This is a genomic window from Sphingomonas carotinifaciens (genome assembly GCF_009789535.1).
In the GTDB taxonomy this organism is placed as follows: Bacteria; Pseudomonadota; Alphaproteobacteria; order Sphingomonadales; family Sphingomonadaceae; genus Sphingomonas; species Sphingomonas carotinifaciens.
The window spans coordinates 2,163,063-2,179,138 of record NZ_WSUT01000005.1; the positions used below are offsets into that span (position 1 = coordinate 2,163,063).

The window sequence follows — 16,076 nt, forward strand, 5'->3', positions numbered from 1 at the left end:
ATTATGCACCAAATGGTATATAGCTTTGGCGGTGCCGTCAAACCCTAACCGTGCCAGAGGGGCGTTCGCCGGATGGCGACGTCGCGGACATGCTCGGTGACGATCGGGCATCGGGCATCGGGGGTGGCGACCGCCAGGTGCAGGCCGTCGATGCTCAGGCCGCGCGCATGGCGCACCCACAGGCCCCAGGCCGGCAGGATGCCGAACATGCTGGGCTCCGGATAGGCGCGCGCCATCTCCGGTGGCCGGCGCGCGGCATCGGCAGGGGTGCCGCCACCGGCGTAGGTCAGGCTGATGTCGTGGAGGCGGATGTCGTCGACGGGGTGGCCGGCCAGCCCGGCGATGGTGGCGGCGAAGCGTGGGTCGATGCCGGTGGCGACGACGCGGCGGATGGTGACGCCGCGCAAGGTGCCGATGCCGGTGCCGGGCGGGCCGCGGCGCCGGTCGCCGAGGCGGAGGAAGAGGGGGGCGGTGGTCACGTCGTCCATCCACAGGTCTTCGGCCACCACATCCTCGATGCTGCCGCCGTCCACCACCTCCAGCGCGAGGCCGCGGCAGTGATGGAAGCGGCAATGCTGGATGCGGATGCGGCGAAACGCGCCGTTGCTCTCGGTGCCCAGCTTGATGCGGCCGGTCGGCCGGTCCCGGTCGGGCGCCAGTTGCAGGGTGGTGTAGCAGGTGCCGTCGAGCAGGGTGCCGGGGTCGTAGCCCGAGACGGTGCAATGGCGGATGGTGATGTCCTGCGCGGGGCGGACGCTGCCCAGCGCGAGGCTGGTCTTCACCACGATCGCGTCGTCATTGGGCGTGTTGACGCGGCAATGTTCGACCAGCGTGTCGGACACCCCGTCCAGATCGATGCCGTCGCGGTCCGTGTCGATCGTCAGATGATCGATGTGCAGACCGTGCGTGCCGGTGGCGAGGATCGCGAAATGGCCGCAGCGGGCCATGGAAAAACCCGACAGGCGAATGTCGCGCCCGCCGCGCAGCGCGATCGCCTTGTTGCCCTGCCCGCGCATCGCGGCGGCTTCCGGCTCCAGGGCGGCGATCTGCGCGGCGGTCATGCCGTCCATCGACACCGGCCGTTCGCCGACCTGCGCGGACCAGCGCGCGCCGGGGCCGTCGCGGGTCAGCCCCTCGCCATCGATCAGGCCGGGGCCGGTGATCGCGACGTGTCGGACATCCTCGCCCCAGAACAGGCTGTTGCGCCAATGGCTGTGGCCGAAATCCTGATAGAGCTGCGCCCCGCGATCCTCCGGATCGTCATAGCGGCCCGGATGGCGCGCCGGGTCGGCGGCGACGATCACCGCGCCCGCCTGCAAAAGGATCGTCACCCCGCCGTGCAGCCGCATCGAAAAGCACAGATACCGACCCGGCGGGATCAGCACGGTGCCCCCGCCCGCCATCGCGGCGATGGCCGCGGCAATGGCGGGACTGTCGATCGCCACCCCGTCGCCGCGGGCGCCGTGCGCGCGAACGTCGGCGATTCGCACGGCGTGCGCAGGGAAGGGCAGCGGTGCTATTGGAGGTTCACGTACAGGCCGCCATCGACCAGCAGCGAGGCGCCGGTGACGTAGCGGGCGAGGTCGGAGGCAAGGAACACGGTAGGGCCGATCAGATCCTCGGGCTGGCCGAGGCGGCCGAGCGGCACGCGCCCCTCCATCGACCGGCGCTTGTTCTCGTCGGCGAGGTCGTCCTTGTTGATGTCGGTCAGGATGGTGCCGGGGAACAGCGAGTTGCAGCGGATATTGTGCCGGCCAAGTGCAATGGCAGCCGACTGCATCAGCGAATGAAGCCCCGCCTTGGTGGGGGTGTAATGCGTCTGATATTCGCCGCCGACAAGCGCGGAGATGGACGACATGGCGATGATCGATCCGCCATCCCCTTGTTCGACCATGCGGTTTGCGGCCGCCTGCACCATGAAATAGGCGCCGTGCAGATTTACGCGCATGGTGCGCTCGAACGTCTCGACCGGCATGTCGAGAAAGGCGTGGAACGGGCAGATGCCCGCATTGTTGACGAAGGCGTCGATCCGGCCGAGCGCGTCGACCGCGCGGTCGATGAAGTCTCGTGCGGTCTGCGGATCGGCGACATCGCCCTGGATGGCGACCGCGCGGCGGCCCAGTGCCTCGATCGCCGCCACCGCGCCATCGGCGCCCGCCTGATCACGCGAAAAGTTAAGCGCGACGTCGGCACCGTGTTCGGCGCACCCGATCGCGACCGCACGGCCGATCCCTGCGGACGCGCCGGTGACCAGCACGACCTTGCCTTCGAGCAGCATTATCCGTCTCCCTTGTCGCCGTCCGCTCAGTCCGCGGCGGCTTCGTAACCCAGTTCGGCGCTGATCGCGCCTGCGGTGCCGCGCACTTCCTCCGCCAGTTCGGCCATGCGCTCGTCGCTCATATATTGCGCCGCGCTCGACACGCTGATCGCGCCGATGATCTGGCGCGACGCGTTGCGGATGGGGGCGGAGACGCAGCGTATCTGGTCTTCGTTCTCCTCGAGGTCGAACGCGTTGCCGCACTGCGCATAGCCCTGCATCCGCGAGCGCCACTGCTCCGGCTCCGCCCGGGGGGCACCCGCCGCCTGCTCGGCTGCGAAACGCTCCATCCAGTAGGTGGGCGAATGATCGAGCATCAGCGCCTTGCCGAGACCGGTCGAACTCAGCGGATGGCGATCGCCGACCCGGCTGGAAATGTTGATGCGGCGGCGTCCGGGCACCTTGTCCAGATACAGCGCGGAATCGCCGTCGAGGATGCCGAGATGCACGGTATCCTCGGTCGAGGCGGCGAGCGTTTCCAGATAGGGGCGGGCGACCTGGACGAGATCGGCCTGGGTTTGGGCGAGGGTGCCGAGCAGGAGGAGCTTTGGGCCGAGGCGGTAGCCGGAGCGGGGGGTGAAGGCGAGGTAGCCGCGATCGACCAGCGCGGACAGCAGCCGGTGCGTCGTGCTCTTGGTCAGGTCCAGCCGCTGCGCCAGCTCGCTGAGCGTCAGCACCTCGTGGCTGACCGCCTCGATCAGGTCGAGGCCGCGCATCAGCGTCTGGCTGCCCGCACCGATCGATCCGCCGTCCGTCTTGTCCATTGTCGCCATGTCGTCCTCTCGCCCACTCTATAGAACGGGTTCCTGAATACTGGCAACGTTCATGGCATGCGGTCAATCTCATATAGTGAATGACAGTTCCGAAAAATGCGGTCATCATCCCTTTCGGGATGGCAGACGACGAGGCTGATCGACGATGACGCGGTGGTACGGACTGGTGCTGATGATCGGCAGCATGGCGACGGCGGCTTGGGCACAGCCCTCGCGCGTGGCGGAGCGGCTGGATCGCGGCGTGGTCGCGACGCCGGTGGTGGCGGGCATAGCGGGCGGCGGATGGCTGGTCAGCTGGCGGCTGCTCGGCAGCGACCCGGCGGACATACGCTTTCATGTCTTTCGTGACGGACGGCGGATCACGAAACAGCCGCTCGCCAAGGCGACCGCGTTCGTCGATCCGGCGGGTTCGCCGCAGGCGCGCTATACGGTCAAGCCAGTGTCGGGTGCGATGAGCGAGCCGGCGCTGATGCTGCCCCAGGGCTATCTGTCCATCGCTCTGTCGCCGCCGCCGGGGGGAACGACGCCCGACGGGCAACGCTATGACTATACCGCCAACGACGCCAGCGTCGGCGATCTAGACGGTGACGGGCGCTACGAGATCGTGCTGAAATGGGACCCGACGAACAGCCACGACAACAGCCAGGCGGGCTATACCGGCAATGTCATCCTGGACGCCTATACGCTGGAGGGACGGCGCCTGTGGCGGATCGACCTGGGGCGCAACATTCGCGCCGGGGCGCATTATACGCAGTTCCTGGTCTATGATTTCGACGGGGACGGCCGCGCCGAACTGGCGTGCAAGACGGCGGACGGCACCGTTGATGGCACCGGCGTGGTGATCGGCGATACGGCGGCGGACTGGCGGTCCCATGCCGGCGAGGTGCCGCAGGCGGACCGCACCGGCGCGAAAACCCTGCCCGACGGGCGCAAGGTGGCGGTGCTGGCCGGGCGTATCCTGAACGGGCCGGAATATCTGACCGTGTTCGACGGGCGGACCGGGCGGGCGCTGGACACCGCCCCCTATGATCCACCGCGCGGACCCTCCGACGTGGCGACGATGACCGCGACCTGGGGCGACGGCTATGCCAATCGTGCCGACCGTTTCCTGGCGGGCGTCGCCTATCTGGACGGCAAGCGGCCCAGCATGATCTTCGGCCGCGGCTATTATGCGCGCACCGCGATGGCGGCATGGGACTTTCGCGACGGCAAGCTTGCCAAACGCTGGCTATTCGACAGTGCGGCGCCAAGGCAGCAGGATTATGCCGACCGCGGCAACCACCAGTTGAGCATCGCCGATGTCGATGCCGATGGCCGCGACGAGGTGATCTATGGATCAATGGCGATCGACGATACCGGCCGCGGATTGTGGACGGTGCCGCTCTATCACGGCGATGCCATGCATGTCGGCGATCTCGACCCCGCCCGCCCCGGACTGGAGAAATGGGGGGTGCATGAACAGGTGAAGAGCAATGGCGGCATCGGATCGGCGCTGCTCGATGCGCGTACCGGCGAGATCCTGTGGAGCAAGCCGGCGCAGGAGGATACCGGGCGTGGGCTGGCCGCCGATATCGATCCGCGCCATCCGGGCGCCGAATTCTGGGGATCGAACAGCCGCGACCTGTTCGATGTCGCGGGACGCCGGATCGGTCCGGCGCCGAGGGTCGCCAATTTCGCGATCTGGTGGGACGGCGACCTGCTGCGCGAGTTGCTGGATGGAACGACGATCAGCAAGTGGAACTGGACCACGGCGACCGAGACCCCGCTGCTGCATCCCGCCGATGTCGCGTCGAATAACGGGACCAAGGCCAATCCCACGCTGCAGGCCGACATATTGGGCGACTGGCGCGAAGAGGTGATCTGGCGCGCGGCGGACAACCGGTCGCTGCGCATCTATGTCACGCCCTATCCGACGGACCACCGGCTGGTCACGCTGATGCATGACCCGGTATACCGGATGGGGGTGGCGTGGCAGAACGTCGCGTACAACCAGCCACCGCATCTCGGCTATTTCCCGAGGCCGGCGGGCAGGACGGAATGACGTCAGGCGGGCCAGCCGTGATCGCTGGCCCAGCCAAGGAACAGGTCCAGCCAGGGCACGGCCGCGCCGTTCCGCCGATTGGCCGGCGGACCATGGCCGCCATGTTCGAAGATCAGCAGTTCGGCGGGGATGCGTGCGGAGCGTAGCGCTTCCCATAGCAGGAGGCTGTTGCGGATCGGGACAACGGGATCGTCGGCGTTGCCGGTGATGAAGGTCGGGGGCGTGTCGGCGGAGAGGTTGCGTTCGGTGGAGTAGCGTTGCTGCCACGCGGGATCGGCGGCGTGGGAGCCGAGCAGGCGTTCGCGGGACGCGGCGTGGACGCCGTCGTCGCCCATGGTGACGACCGGGTAGAACAGGCCGGCGACCAGGGGTCTGGCGGACAGCGCGTCGTTGGCGTCGACCGGCGCATAGGTCTGCGTGCCGGCCTGGGTGGCGAGGCGGGCGGCGAGGTGGCCGCCGGCGGAAAAGCCGGTGACGGCGACGCGGGCGGGGTCCACCGTCCAGCGCTTACCGGCCTGGCCGCGGATGAGCCGCATCGCGCGCTGCGCATCCTGGAGCGGCGTGTCCGGACCCGCGGCCCAGCCGTCATGCGGCAGGCGGTAGAGCAGCTCAAAGGCGGTGATGCCGATGGCGGCCAGCCGGCGCGCGACGTCGCCACCGGTACGGCCGGTCGCCACGCGGGCATAGCCGCCGCCGGGGCAGATCAGCACCGCCGCACCATTGGGCCGTTCGGGATGGACGACGGTGAGCATGGGCGTGGCGACATGCGGCCAGGCAATGTCGTCGGGCTTGTTTTCGGGTGAGCGGAACACGCTCTGGTCGGTCACGGAAATACCCTCGCCACCGGGCGGGCGGCCCGGCCACAGCGGCAGGCGCTCGACCCGCAGCGCAGGTGCGGCGGCGGCGGCGGCGGTCAGCGGAAGAAGGCCGGTCATGCCGGCGGCGATCAGCGTGCGCCGCGACGTTCCATTCCTGTTCATCCGCATTCCACCTCCCCAACGCCGTTTTCGGCGCGATCGTGCAATGCGCGAACCGCCATTGCAATGGTGTGCGTAACGCCCTTGCCAGCGGATCAGGGATTGATCGATAGCGGATCGTTGGTACGGTATACGAAATACCGGGCGGCCGACGGGGGCATGCGTCCGAATGGGGGGTGATGATGTCGGTACGCTTATCTTTGCTGGTCGGCTTGATCGCGACGCCGGTGGCCGCGCAGCAGGCCGAATGGGAGCGGCCCGAGGTGATCCGCGAAGGCGCGGAGCCGATGCACGCGACCTTTGCCGGGTTCGAGACGAAGCAGGCCGCGCTCCGGGGCGATGTCCGCCGCTCGCGCTATCACCTGTCGCTGGACGGCGATTGGCGGATGAAGCTGGCCCCCAATCCGGAGGCGCGCCCCAAGGGGTTCGAGCAGCCGGGATATGACGTGTCCGGCTGGGGCACGATGCGCGTGCCAGGGATCTTGCAGGCCGAGGGCCATGGCGGACCGGTGTTCGTCGGCAGCGGCTATCCTTTCCCGCGCAACCAGCCGCTGATCGATCATTCCGTGAACGAGGTCGCGTCCTATCGGCGCGACGTTGTGGTGCCGGCGCATTTCGCCGGGCGCCGCATGCTGTTGACCATCGGGGCGGCAGGTGCGGCCTATTATCTGTGGGTGAACGGGCAGCGGGTCGGCTATTCGGAGGACTCCAAGCTGCCGGCGGAGTTCGACGTCACCCGCCAGATGCATGCCGGGCGCAATACGGTGGCGATCGAACTCTATCGCTATGCCGATGGCAGCTATCTGGAGGATCAGGATTTCTGGCGGGTGAACGGGATCGAGCGGAGCGTGTCGCTCTATGCGGCGCCGGCCACGCATATCCGGGACCTGGACGTGTCGGCGGGGCTGGACGCCGGCTATCGCGACGGGCGGCTGAAACTGGGGGTCGCGGTCGGCGGAGCGGCGGGGGGCGTGCGGGTGCGCGCCACGGTGCTGGACGGCAAGCGGGCGGTGCTGGTGCGCGAAGGGGCGCCGGATGCGCAGCGCATGGTGACGCTGGCGGGCGACATCGCAGGGGTGCGGGCATGGAGCGCGGAGGCGCCGTCGCTCTACACGCTGCTGGTCGAGCTGCTCGATGCGCGGGGGCGGGTGATCGAGGCGACGAGCCGGCGCATCGGGTTCCGCACGGTCGAGATCGCGGGCGGCGAGGTGCGGGTGAACGGCCGGCGGATCATGATCCGCGGGGTCAACCGGCACGAACATGACCCCCACACGATCCGGATCGTGTCCGATGCCACGCTGCGCCGCGATCTGGAACTGATGAAGGCGGGCAACGTCAACGCCTTGCGATTGTCGCATTATCCCAATGACGAGCGCATCTATGCGCTGGCGGACGAGGTCGGCCTGTACCTGATGGACGAGGCCGATATCGAGAGCCACGGCTATCTCAGCCTGTTCCAGCAGACGGGGGACGAAAGCGTGCTGCTGGGCCACAGGCCGGAATGGAAGGCCGCGCATCTCGACCGGGTGCAGCGCATGGTGGAGCGGGACAAGAACCACCCCTCGATCATCTTCTGGTCGCTGGGCAACGAGACGGGGACGGGCCCGAATTTCGAGGCGGCGGCAAAGTGGGTGAAGGCGCGCGACCCGTCGCGGCTCGTCAGCTTTCTGGGGCACAGCATGAGCGGCTGGCGGCATCCGGTGAACGACTATGTCGACATCTTCGCGCCCATGTACGACGATATCGAAAAGATTGCTGATTATGCGATCCGGCCGGAATTCATCCAGCCGCTGATCCTGTGCGAATATGCCCATGCGATGGGCAACAGCCTGGGCAATTTCCAGGATTATTGGGACACGATCCGCGCCCACCGCAAGCTTCAGGGCGGCTTCATCTGGGACTGGGTGGACCAGACGCTGATCCGCAAGGACGCGGCGGGCCGCGACTATTGGGCGCAAGGGCCGGACTTCGAAAACAAGGGCGGCGACGACAGTCCGGTGGGCGACGGGGTGATCCGGTCCGACCGCACGCCCGACCCGGAATATCATGAAATGGCCAAGGTCTATGCGCCGATCGGGTTCGAGCGGATGGCGCCGGGCTATGTCGTGGTGAACCGGCACGATCATGTCGACCTGTCCGGCTACACGCTCGATTGGGCGATGCTGGAGGACGGGGTCGAGGTGGCGCGGGGGAATATCCCGGTGCCCGTGGTGGCACCGGGGGGACGTGCCCCGCTGCAACTGACCCCGCCCCCGGCGCGCGATCCGTCTGCGGAACGGCGACTGGTGCTGCGCGCGCGGGCGAAGGCGGGGGCGATCCCGCTGGTCGATGCGGGACATGTGGTCGGCTGGGAACAGTTCGCGCTGACCGGGCCGCGGGAACTGCCGGCGGTCGCGCAGGGCGTGGCGCCGGTCGACGAGGGCGGGGTGCTGCGACTGGCGGCGGGCGGCGCGGTGCTGGAGGTGGACAAGGCCAGCGGGCTGCTGCGCGGCTATGCGCGCGGCGGGCGGATGCTGCTGACCGGTGGCGCGCCCGATTTCTGGCGGGCGCCGACCGACAACGACATCGGCGCGAACGTGCCGACCAGCCATGCGATGTGGAAGCAGTTCAGCGAGCACCGGCGGGTCGATGCGGCGCGGACCGAGGGCGATGCCATCGTTGTGATGCACGACATGGGCGTGGGATCGGTGAAGATGGAGACGCGGTGGACGATGGCGGCGGACGGCACCGCGCGCGGGGACGTGACGTTCACGCCGATCCGCGACGACCTGCCCGATCCGCTGCGCGTGGGGTTGCAGTTCCGGACACCACCCGCGCTCGTCCGGGTGCGCTGGTATGGCCGGGGGCCGCATGAAACCTATGTCGACCGCCGGACGAGCGGGCTGATCGCCCGGTGGGGCGGCACGCTGGCCGAGCAATATCACGGCTATGCCCGGCCGCAGGAGAGCGGGACGAAGCAGGATGTGCGCTGGATCGTGCTGGAGGACGAGGGCGGCCGGGGGCTGAAGCTGACCGGCGGGCAGCCGCTGGCGGTGAATGCGCTGGCGTTTCCCTATGCCGACCTGGCCATGCAGCCGGCCGGCAAGGCGCATAGCTCGGACATCCGCCCGCATGGCGACGGCACGCTGCTGGTCGATGCCGCGCAAGCGGGTGTCGGCGGCGATACCGGGTGGAGCCTGGATGGGCGGGCGCACATGCAATACCGGGTGCCGCTGAAGCCGATGCACTGGTCGTTCACGCTGGGGGCGGCACGATGAAGGCGATGCTGATCGCGCTGTCGCTGATACAGGCGGCGGCGCCGGTGTCGGATGGGGCACAGGACGCGACCGAGCGTTCGATCGGCCTGCGCGACAGGTGGCAGTGGCTGACCCGCGACATCGCCTTTCCGGCGGAATGGGACAGCGACGGGCGACATTTCCATTATCGCAAGACGGTGGCGGGCGGCTTCGCCTTCGTCGATGTCGATGCAGCGACGCAAGCCAAGCGGCCGGCATTCGACGCCGCCGCACTGGCGCCGGCGCTCGCCCGCGTGCTGGAGCGGCCGGTCGATCCGCTACGCCTGCCATTCGAGCATTTCGCGTATCAGGACGGGCGGGGCGCGATCGTTGCGATGATCGACTACCAACCCTATCGCTGTACGCTGGTGGCGCCGCAGTGCGAAAAGCTGGTGGATCGACACCGGCCGCGCGGCTTCGGCGTGGTGCGCGACCTGAGCGTGCCGGCGCTGAACGACCCGCAAGCCTCGCCCGACGGACGGCTGGAGGCGCTGGTCATCGACGATAATCTGGTGGTGCGCGACGCGGGCGGCGGGCGTGAGCATTGGCGCAGCGCCGATGGCAGCGCGGGCGACTTCTACGACCCCGAAAGCATCGCTTGGGCGCCGGATGGCCGCCATGTCGCGGCGTACCGGGTACAGCCGGGCTATCGCCGGATCGTGACGCGCGTCGTCGCCGCGCCGCCGGGCCGGGTGCAGCCGGTGCTGGCCGAGCAGCTTTATCCCAAACCCGGCGATGCGGTGGACCGGGAGCGGCCGGTGATCTTCGACACGGCGAGCGGGCGGCGGACGGTGGTGGCCGATACCCTGTTCCCCAATGCCTATACCCTCTCCAATCTGCGCTGGCGCAAGGACGGGCGCAGCGTGGCCTTCGACTATCTCCGGCGCGGCTTCGATCAGGCCAAGGTAATCGCGGTCGATGCGGATAGCGGCGTGGCGCATGCCGCGGTGACCGAGGATACGAAGACCTTCATCCATGCCGAGCGGCGCTTCCTGCATGATGTGAACGATGCCGGGCGCGAGCTGATCTGGGCGTCCGAGCGCGACGGGTGGCGGCACCTGTACCTGATCGACGGCACGACCGGGCGGGTGAAGCGGCAGATCACCAAAGGCGACTGGGTGGTGCGCGATATCGCGCATGTCGATGATGCGAAGCGCCGCATCTGGTTTTCGGCAAGTGGGGTGACGCCGGGCGAAGACCCGTATCACAAGCACTGGTTCCGGGTGGATTTCGACGGGCGCAACCTGGTCCGCCTGACGGACGGCAACGAGATGCACGAAGCCAGCTTCTCACCCGACGCAACGCGCTTCGTGGATGTGCACTCGCGTACCGACCGGCCGGAGGTGGCCGAGCTTCGCGACGGGGATACCGGCCGGGTGATTGCGGTGCTGGAGCGCGGCGATGCCAGCGCGCTGACCGCGGCGGGTTTTCGTCCGCCCGAGACGTTCGTCGCCAAGGGGCGCGACGGCCGCACCGATATCTGGGGACTGGTGGTGCGCCCGCGCGATTACGATCCCGCCAAGCGCTATCCGGTGATCGAGAACATCTATGCCGGCCCGCATGACAGCTTTGTGCCCAAGGGCTTCTGGCCGTTCGGTGGCTTTTCCGGCGGCGACAAGGCGATGGGGATGCAGCAGATCGCCGATCTGGGTTTCGTCGTGGTGATGATCGACGGCATGGGGACGGCGAACCGCTCCAAGGCGTTTCACGACGTGGCGTGGAAGAACCTGGACGATTCCGGTTTTCCCGACCGGATCGCGTGGATCAAGGCACTGGCGGCGAAGGACCGGGCGGTCGATATCACGCGCGTCGGCATCTATGGCGGATCGGCGGGTGGGCAGAGCACGCTGAACGCGCTGCTGTTTCATCCCGACTTCTACACGGCGGGTGTCGCCTATGCCGGGTGTTTCGACAACCGGATGGACAAGATCGAGTGGAACGAACAGTGGCTGGGCTGGCCGGTGGACCAGAGCTATCTGGACGCCTCGGGGGTGGTGCATGCGGCAAAGCTGCAGGGACGCTTGCTGATGGTGGTGGGGGAGCAGGATTCGAACGTCGACCCCGCCTCGACGATGCAGGTGGTCGATGCGCTGATCCGGGCGGACAAGGATTTCGAGCTGCTGGTGGTGCCCAATGGCGAGCATGCGGCGGGGCGGACGACCGGGCCGGTCCGCTATGCGCAGCGGCGGCAATATGACTTCTTCCGCCGTACGCTGCTGGGCGAGCAGACGCCGAACCGGAACGCGCGCTAACCCTGCTGCCAGCCGCCGCCCAGTGCCAGGAAGAGCTGGACCTGATCGGCGGCGAGGCGGCTTTCGGCGGCGGCCAGCGTCTGTTCGGCGGTGATCGCGGTGCGCTGCGCATCGAGCACGGAGAGGAAGCCGCTACGCCCGGCACGAAACAGTGTTTCGGCGTCGCGCGCGGCGCGGTCCGCCTGCGCGCGGGCGTCGCGCAGGGCCGCGGCACGGTCGAGGTCGCGGGCGTAGATGGTGAGCGCGCTTTCGGTTTCGCGGAGCGCCTCCAGCACCGTGCCGTCGAAGCGGGCATAATCCGCGTCGATCTCCGCCTGTGTCGCGGCGATGCGGGCGCGCACGCGGGTGCGGTTGGGAAACTCCCAGTTGATGAGGGGGCCGAGGGAGAATTTGAAGGTGTCGCCGGCGAAGAGGTTCCGGGCGAGGCCGACCGAGCCGAGCGAGGCGCCGAGCGAGACGCGCGGGTAGAGGTTGGCGGTGGCGACGCCCAGCCGGGCGGTGGACGCGTGGAGGCGCCATTCCGCCTGACGGATATCGGGGCGGCGGGCGATGAGGGCGGCGCCGTCGCCGATGGGGATCGGGCGGTCGAGCGTCGGCTCGGCGGTGCAGGCGGCGGCCGCGGCGTCGATCTGTGCGGGCGGGTGGCCGGTGAGGGTGGCGAGGCGGAACAGGGCGAGCTGACGGGCGGCGAGCAGGCCGGGGAGAGTGGCGCGGACCTGTGCCTCCTGCGCAGCGGAGCGGGTGGTGTCGAGCGAGATGCCGCGGCCGGCGCGCACGAGGCGGCGGGTAAGGTCGGTGGTGCGGCGTTGCAGGGCGAGCGCGCGCTCCGCCACCGCGATCTCGCGCGCGGCGGAGCAGGCGGCGAGATAGGCGCGCGTCGTATCCGCGGCGACGACCACGCGAACCCCGTCGCGGGCGGCCTGGGTCGTGGCGAGGTCGGCGTCGGCGGCCTCCACCGCGCGGGCGATCTGGCCGACGAGGTCGATCTGGTAGGAGACGGCGGCGCCGCCCGAATAGACGAAATTGGCCGGCAGGGCGGCGCCGGGCAGCAGTTCTTCCTCGGCGGAGCGCTGTCCATAGGCGCCGGCACCCTGCAGCGCGGTCTGCGGCTGGCGATCGGAACGGGCTAGATCGCGGGCGGCCTGAGCGCGGGCGACGTTGGCGGCGGCGACGCGCAGGTCGGTGTTGTGGGCGAGGGCGTCGGCGATCAGGCGGTCGAGCGCGGGGTCGCGGTAGAGTTGCCACCAGCGGTCGGGGACGGGGGCGGGGCGGAAGGCGGCGGCGTCGCCGCTGACGAAGTCCTGACGGGCCTGGGGCCTGTCGGCGATGGCGTCGGCCGGGCGATGATAATCGGGGCCGGCGGTGGTGCAGGCGGCGAGCAGCGCGGCGGCGAGTGCGGGGAGGACGGCGCGGACGGTCATGCGCGGTTACCCTGCGGCTGTACCTCGACGGTGGCGGTGCGGCCGACGACGAGGGAGGTGCCCTCTGGCACCGCATCGATGGCGATGCGCACCGGCACGCGCTGCGCGAGGCGGACCCAGCTGAAGGTCGGGTTGACGTTGGGGAGCAGGGTGCCGCCAGCGCTGCGGTCGCGATCCTCGATCCCCGCAGCGAGGCTTTGCACATGCCCGCGGATCGGCCGGTCGTCGCCCATCAGGCGAACCGAGACGGGATCGCCGACATGGATGCGGGGCAGCTTCGTTTCCTCGAAATAGCCGACGATGTGGAGCGAGCCGCGGTCGATGATCGCAAACATCGGCCGCCCGGCCGTGGCGTAGTCGCCGGGACGCATGCCGAGGTTCGACACGGTGCCCGCGACGCTGGCGCGGACGGTGGTGCGCGCGAGGTTGAGCCGGGCGGTGTCGAGCGCGACGCGCGCCTGCGCCAGGGCGGCGGCGAGTTGCGCGACGCGGGCGTCGCCCTGTTCGCGCACCTCGCCCGCGACGAGGTCGCCGAGCATGCGGTTGCGCTGCGCTTCGCGCCGGGCCTGGGCAAGCTGGACCTGCTGCGCGGTCAACGCCGCCTGCGCCTGCGCCACGGCCAGGCGGTAGCGCGGGCGATCGACGATGAAGAGCGGGGCGCCGGCCGCGACCGGCTGGTTGTCGCGCACCAGCACCTCGGTGACGAGGCCGGACACGTCGGGCGCGACCTGCACCACGTCGCCGCGGATGCGGCCGTCACGGGTCCAGGGATCTTCCTCGTAATGGCGCCACAGCCGCTGGCCGCCGATCGCGGCGAGCGCGACCACGGCGAGCGTGACGAGGATACGGACAATGGGAAGCATTTTCATGATGACAGGCCGAAGGCGGTGGGGAGGGGGGTGTGGGTGAGGATGGCAGCGAGGCCGGCCCACAGGATGACGGTAAGGGCGACGTCGAAGAGGCCGCGGTGCCAGACGAAGCGGTAGAGGCCGAGGCGGCCGAGCGCCCAGCCGGCAAGCTCGGCAGCAGCGAAGGCGAGAACGGCGGCGATAAGCAGCGGGTGGACGAGCACCCCGGCGATGGCGATTTCCCCGGTCATGCGGCGTGGCCCGGTACCCAGGCGGCGGCGTCGGGGAAGGCGTTGCGGCGCAGGCCGGTTAGCGCGGCGAGCAGCGGGCGGGCATGGTCGCGCCAGGCGCTGTCGATCGCATCGTCGAGGCGGGCGAGCAGCGGGGCGGCGTCGCGGCGCCCCGCGACATGGGCGGCGATGTCGGCACGCAAGCTGCCGGTGGCGCCATCCTCCAGTTGCGCGAGGGTGACGCCGAGGCGCAGTTCGCGCAAGGTGGCGGCCGCCTCGTCACGGCCGTCGTCGGTGACGTCGCCGAGGCGCGCGGCGATCAGGCCCACCCGGTCGAGCATGCGGGCGATCCAGCGGGCGAGTGCGGCCGCCGAATGCTGGTCGCGCAAGGCGGCGAGATCGCGGCGGCCGGCGGCGCGCAGGCGGCGGACCATCGCCCCGGCGCCCAGGCTGCGGAACAGCCGCGTCGCGGCCATGGCGGCGGCGACCCCAACGAGCTGCGCGATGCTGCCGTTGACGAAGCCGGCAAAGTCGGCGGCGAAGCGGTTGGTGAGCGCCAGCCCGCCGACCAGCCCGATCGCCAGCGGCAATGCGCGGCCGTACCAGCGGGGCAGCGCCATGAACGCGCCGATCGGCAGCATGACGGGGGCAAGAACCAGGACGAGCAGCATGGGATCGGTGACGCGCGGCAGGATGGCGAACAGGTAGAGGGCGGCGACGGGCAGCGACACGATCGTCCAGATCAGGAAGCTGCGCTGCGCCGGGATGGGGTCGTCCATCGTCGAGAAGAGGCAGCAGACGACCGCGGCGATCATGGCGGCCACGGCACCCTCGGGCCAGGCGGTGGCGATCCAGAGCGCGCAGCAGCCGAGCGTCGCGACGAGCGTGGCGAGCGCGGAAAGGCCGGCGAGGCCGAAATCGCGGTGGAGCGCGGCGGTAACGGGGGCGGCGGTGATCTTGTATGCGGAGGGATTGTCGAGCGAACGGGTGAGCGCGCGCGCGTCCTGAAGCGCGTCAACCAGTTCGGCGAGGCGGTGGAGCAGGTTGAGGCGGACGAGATCGTCCCAGCCGGCAAGCGGGAGCGCCTCTGCGCGGGCGAGGCAGCGGGCGCGGATGTCGGCAGCGTCACCCTCGCCCGCAGCGAGGGTGCGGACGGCGGCGAGTTCGTCGGCGATGCCGTCGGTGGTGCCCAGGCTGCGCATTCGGTCCTCGATCGCGGAGACGAGGGGGAGCATGAGCGCGAAGCGCTGGCGCAGCGCGGCGAGGAGCGCGCGGGTCGGGCGGCGCGCGGCGGTGTCGAAGGGGATGTGCGTCGCCATGACGTGCAGTTCGGTGACGTCGGCGGCCATGCGGCGGCGTTCGCGCGCGGTGCGGGCGGGGGGATGGAGCGAAAGCGCGTCGGCGATCCAGCTTTCTGCCTCGGTGAGCAGCGTGGCTGCGCGGGCGGCGAGCAGCGGCGTCACGCTGCGCGGAAAGACGACGGCGTGGACCAGGGCGGCGCAGATGACGCCGATGCCGATCTCCTCGGCGCGCAGGACCGCGGTGTCGAACACGGTTTCGGGGTGCGATACGCTGGGAAAACCGATCAGCGCGGCGGTGTAGCCGGCGAGCAGGAAGAGATAGGAACGCGGCGTCCGGTCGAGCAGCGAGACGAACTGGCACAGGCCGACCCAGGCGGCGAGGGCGAGCGAGAGCAGCACCGGGCTGTTCGCCAGCGGCGGCATCAGGATCACGGTGGCGGCGGCGCCGACGATGGTGCCGGCGAGCCGGAACACCGCCTTGGACCGGACGGCGCCGCTGAGCGGCTGGCTGGTGATGTAGACCGTCATCATCGCCCAGAACGGGCGTTCCAGCCCGAGCGCGAAGGAGGCGAACAGGGCCAGCATCGCGGCAGCGAAGCAGTTCACCGAAAAAATCAGTTCACGACGGCCGAGCTGCATGG

Annotated in this window: 11 protein-coding genes; 3 read left to right on the forward strand and 8 right to left on the reverse strand. The window is 69.6% G+C overall.

Annotation, left to right across the window (positions count from 1 at the left end; all coding sequences use genetic code 11):
- Positions 1–44 precede the first annotated feature (44 nt).
- From GQR91_RS12300 to GQR91_RS12310, 3 genes are read right to left on the reverse strand one after another with little or no spacing between them, the layout of a single operon-like run.
- Positions 45–1,490: a rhamnogalacturonidase gene (locus tag GQR91_RS12300; RefSeq protein ID WP_235903901.1), complete on the reverse strand. Its 1,446-nt coding sequence runs from the start codon at positions 1,488–1,490 to the stop codon at positions 45–47.
- A gap of 26 nt (positions 1,491–1,516) precedes the next feature.
- Positions 1,517–2,281, reverse strand: coding sequence for an L-rhamnose 1-dehydrogenase Lra1 (lra1, locus tag GQR91_RS12305; protein ID WP_149681965.1), 765 nt, complete (start codon positions 2,279–2,281; stop codon positions 1,517–1,519).
- Positions 2,282–2,304: 23 nt separating this feature from the next.
- Entirely contained in the window at positions 2,305–3,090 is a 786-nt protein-coding gene (locus GQR91_RS12310; RefSeq protein ID WP_149681548.1) for an IclR family transcriptional regulator, read from the reverse strand.
- 145 nt (positions 3,091–3,235) lie between these two features.
- Here GQR91_RS12310 and GQR91_RS12315 point away from each other — a divergent pair, with 145 nt between their 5' ends.
- Positions 3,236–5,131, forward strand: coding sequence for a rhamnogalacturonan lyase (locus GQR91_RS12315; RefSeq protein ID WP_162853749.1), 1,896 nt, complete (start codon positions 3,236–3,238; stop codon positions 5,129–5,131).
- Positions 5,132–5,133: 2 nt separating this feature from the next.
- Here GQR91_RS12315 and GQR91_RS12320 read toward each other — a convergent pair whose 3' ends face one another.
- Positions 5,134–6,111: an alpha/beta hydrolase gene (locus tag GQR91_RS12320; protein ID WP_235903900.1), complete on the reverse strand. Its 978-nt coding sequence runs from the start codon at positions 6,109–6,111 to the stop codon at positions 5,134–5,136.
- Between the two features lie 176 nt (positions 6,112–6,287).
- On the opposite strand from GQR91_RS12320, the gene GQR91_RS12325 reads away from it, so the two are divergent.
- Both GQR91_RS12325 and GQR91_RS12330 read left to right on the forward strand, forming a co-directional pair.
- Entirely contained in the window at positions 6,288–9,365 is a 3,078-nt protein-coding gene (locus GQR91_RS12325; protein WP_149681547.1) for a glycoside hydrolase family 2 TIM barrel-domain containing protein, read from the forward strand.
- A complete protein-coding gene (locus GQR91_RS12330) occupies positions 9,362–11,635 on the forward strand; it encodes a DPP IV N-terminal domain-containing protein (RefSeq protein WP_149681546.1) in 2,274 nt (757 codons plus the stop codon). Before GQR91_RS12325 ends, GQR91_RS12330 begins: the two co-directional genes overlap by 4 nt.
- On the opposite strand, the gene GQR91_RS12335 is transcribed toward GQR91_RS12330, so the two are convergent.
- The 4 genes from GQR91_RS12335 to GQR91_RS12350 are packed head-to-tail and all read right to left on the reverse strand — an operon-like array spanning position 11,632 to position 16,074.
- Entirely contained in the window at positions 11,632–13,056 is a 1,425-nt protein-coding gene (locus GQR91_RS12335; protein ID WP_149681545.1) for an efflux transporter outer membrane subunit, read from the reverse strand. The genes GQR91_RS12330 and GQR91_RS12335 overlap by 4 nt on opposite strands.
- Complete coding sequence (locus GQR91_RS12340) at positions 13,053–13,925, reverse strand: efflux RND transporter periplasmic adaptor subunit (protein WP_149681544.1); 873 nt, start codon at positions 13,923–13,925, stop codon at positions 13,053–13,055. The genes GQR91_RS12335 and GQR91_RS12340 overlap by 4 nt, the downstream gene beginning before the upstream one ends.
- Positions 13,922–14,155 carry a DUF1656 domain-containing protein gene (locus tag GQR91_RS12345; RefSeq protein ID WP_112382337.1) on the reverse strand — a complete coding sequence of 78 codons (234 nt, stop codon included), beginning with the start codon at positions 14,153–14,155 and terminating at the stop codon, positions 13,922–13,924. Before GQR91_RS12345 ends, GQR91_RS12340 begins: the two co-directional genes overlap by 4 nt.
- The gene (locus GQR91_RS12350) at positions 14,152–16,074 is read right to left on the reverse strand and encodes an FUSC family protein (protein WP_149681543.1); all 1,923 of its coding nucleotides are present in this window, start codon (positions 16,072–16,074) and stop codon (positions 14,152–14,154) included. Before GQR91_RS12350 ends, GQR91_RS12345 begins: the two co-directional genes overlap by 4 nt.
- Positions 16,075–16,076: the final 2 nt, after the last annotated feature.

What these genes read in the sequence shown, in the direction of transcription:
- GQR91_RS12315 (WP_162853749.1), top strand. Translation starts at nt 3,236, where the DNA reads ATGACGCGGTGGTACGGACTGGTGCTGATGATCGGCAGCATGGCGACG.
- GQR91_RS12340 (WP_149681544.1), bottom strand. Translation starts at nt 13,925, where the DNA reads ATGAAAATGCTTCCCATTGTCCGTATCCTCGTCACGCTCGCCGTGGTC.
- GQR91_RS12350 (WP_149681543.1), bottom strand. Translation starts at nt 16,074, where the DNA reads ATGCAGCTCGGCCGTCGTGAACTGATTTTTTCGGTGAACTGCTTCGCT.
- GQR91_RS12325 (WP_149681547.1), top strand. Translation starts at nt 6,288, where the DNA reads ATGATGTCGGTACGCTTATCTTTGCTGGTCGGCTTGATCGCGACGCCG.
- GQR91_RS12320 (WP_235903900.1), bottom strand. Translation starts at nt 6,111, where the DNA reads ATGAACAGGAATGGAACGTCGCGGCGCACGCTGATCGCCGCCGGCATG.
- GQR91_RS12335 (WP_149681545.1), bottom strand. Translation starts at nt 13,056, where the DNA reads ATGACCGTCCGCGCCGTCCTCCCCGCACTCGCCGCCGCGCTGCTCGCC.
- GQR91_RS12330 (WP_149681546.1), top strand. Translation starts at nt 9,362, where the DNA reads ATGAAGGCGATGCTGATCGCGCTGTCGCTGATACAGGCGGCGGCGCCG.
- GQR91_RS12310 (WP_149681548.1), bottom strand. Translation starts at nt 3,090, where the DNA reads ATGGCGACAATGGACAAGACGGACGGCGGATCGATCGGTGCGGGCAGC.
- GQR91_RS12345 (WP_112382337.1), bottom strand. Translation starts at nt 14,155, where the DNA reads ATGACCGGGGAAATCGCCATCGCCGGGGTGCTCGTCCACCCGCTGCTT.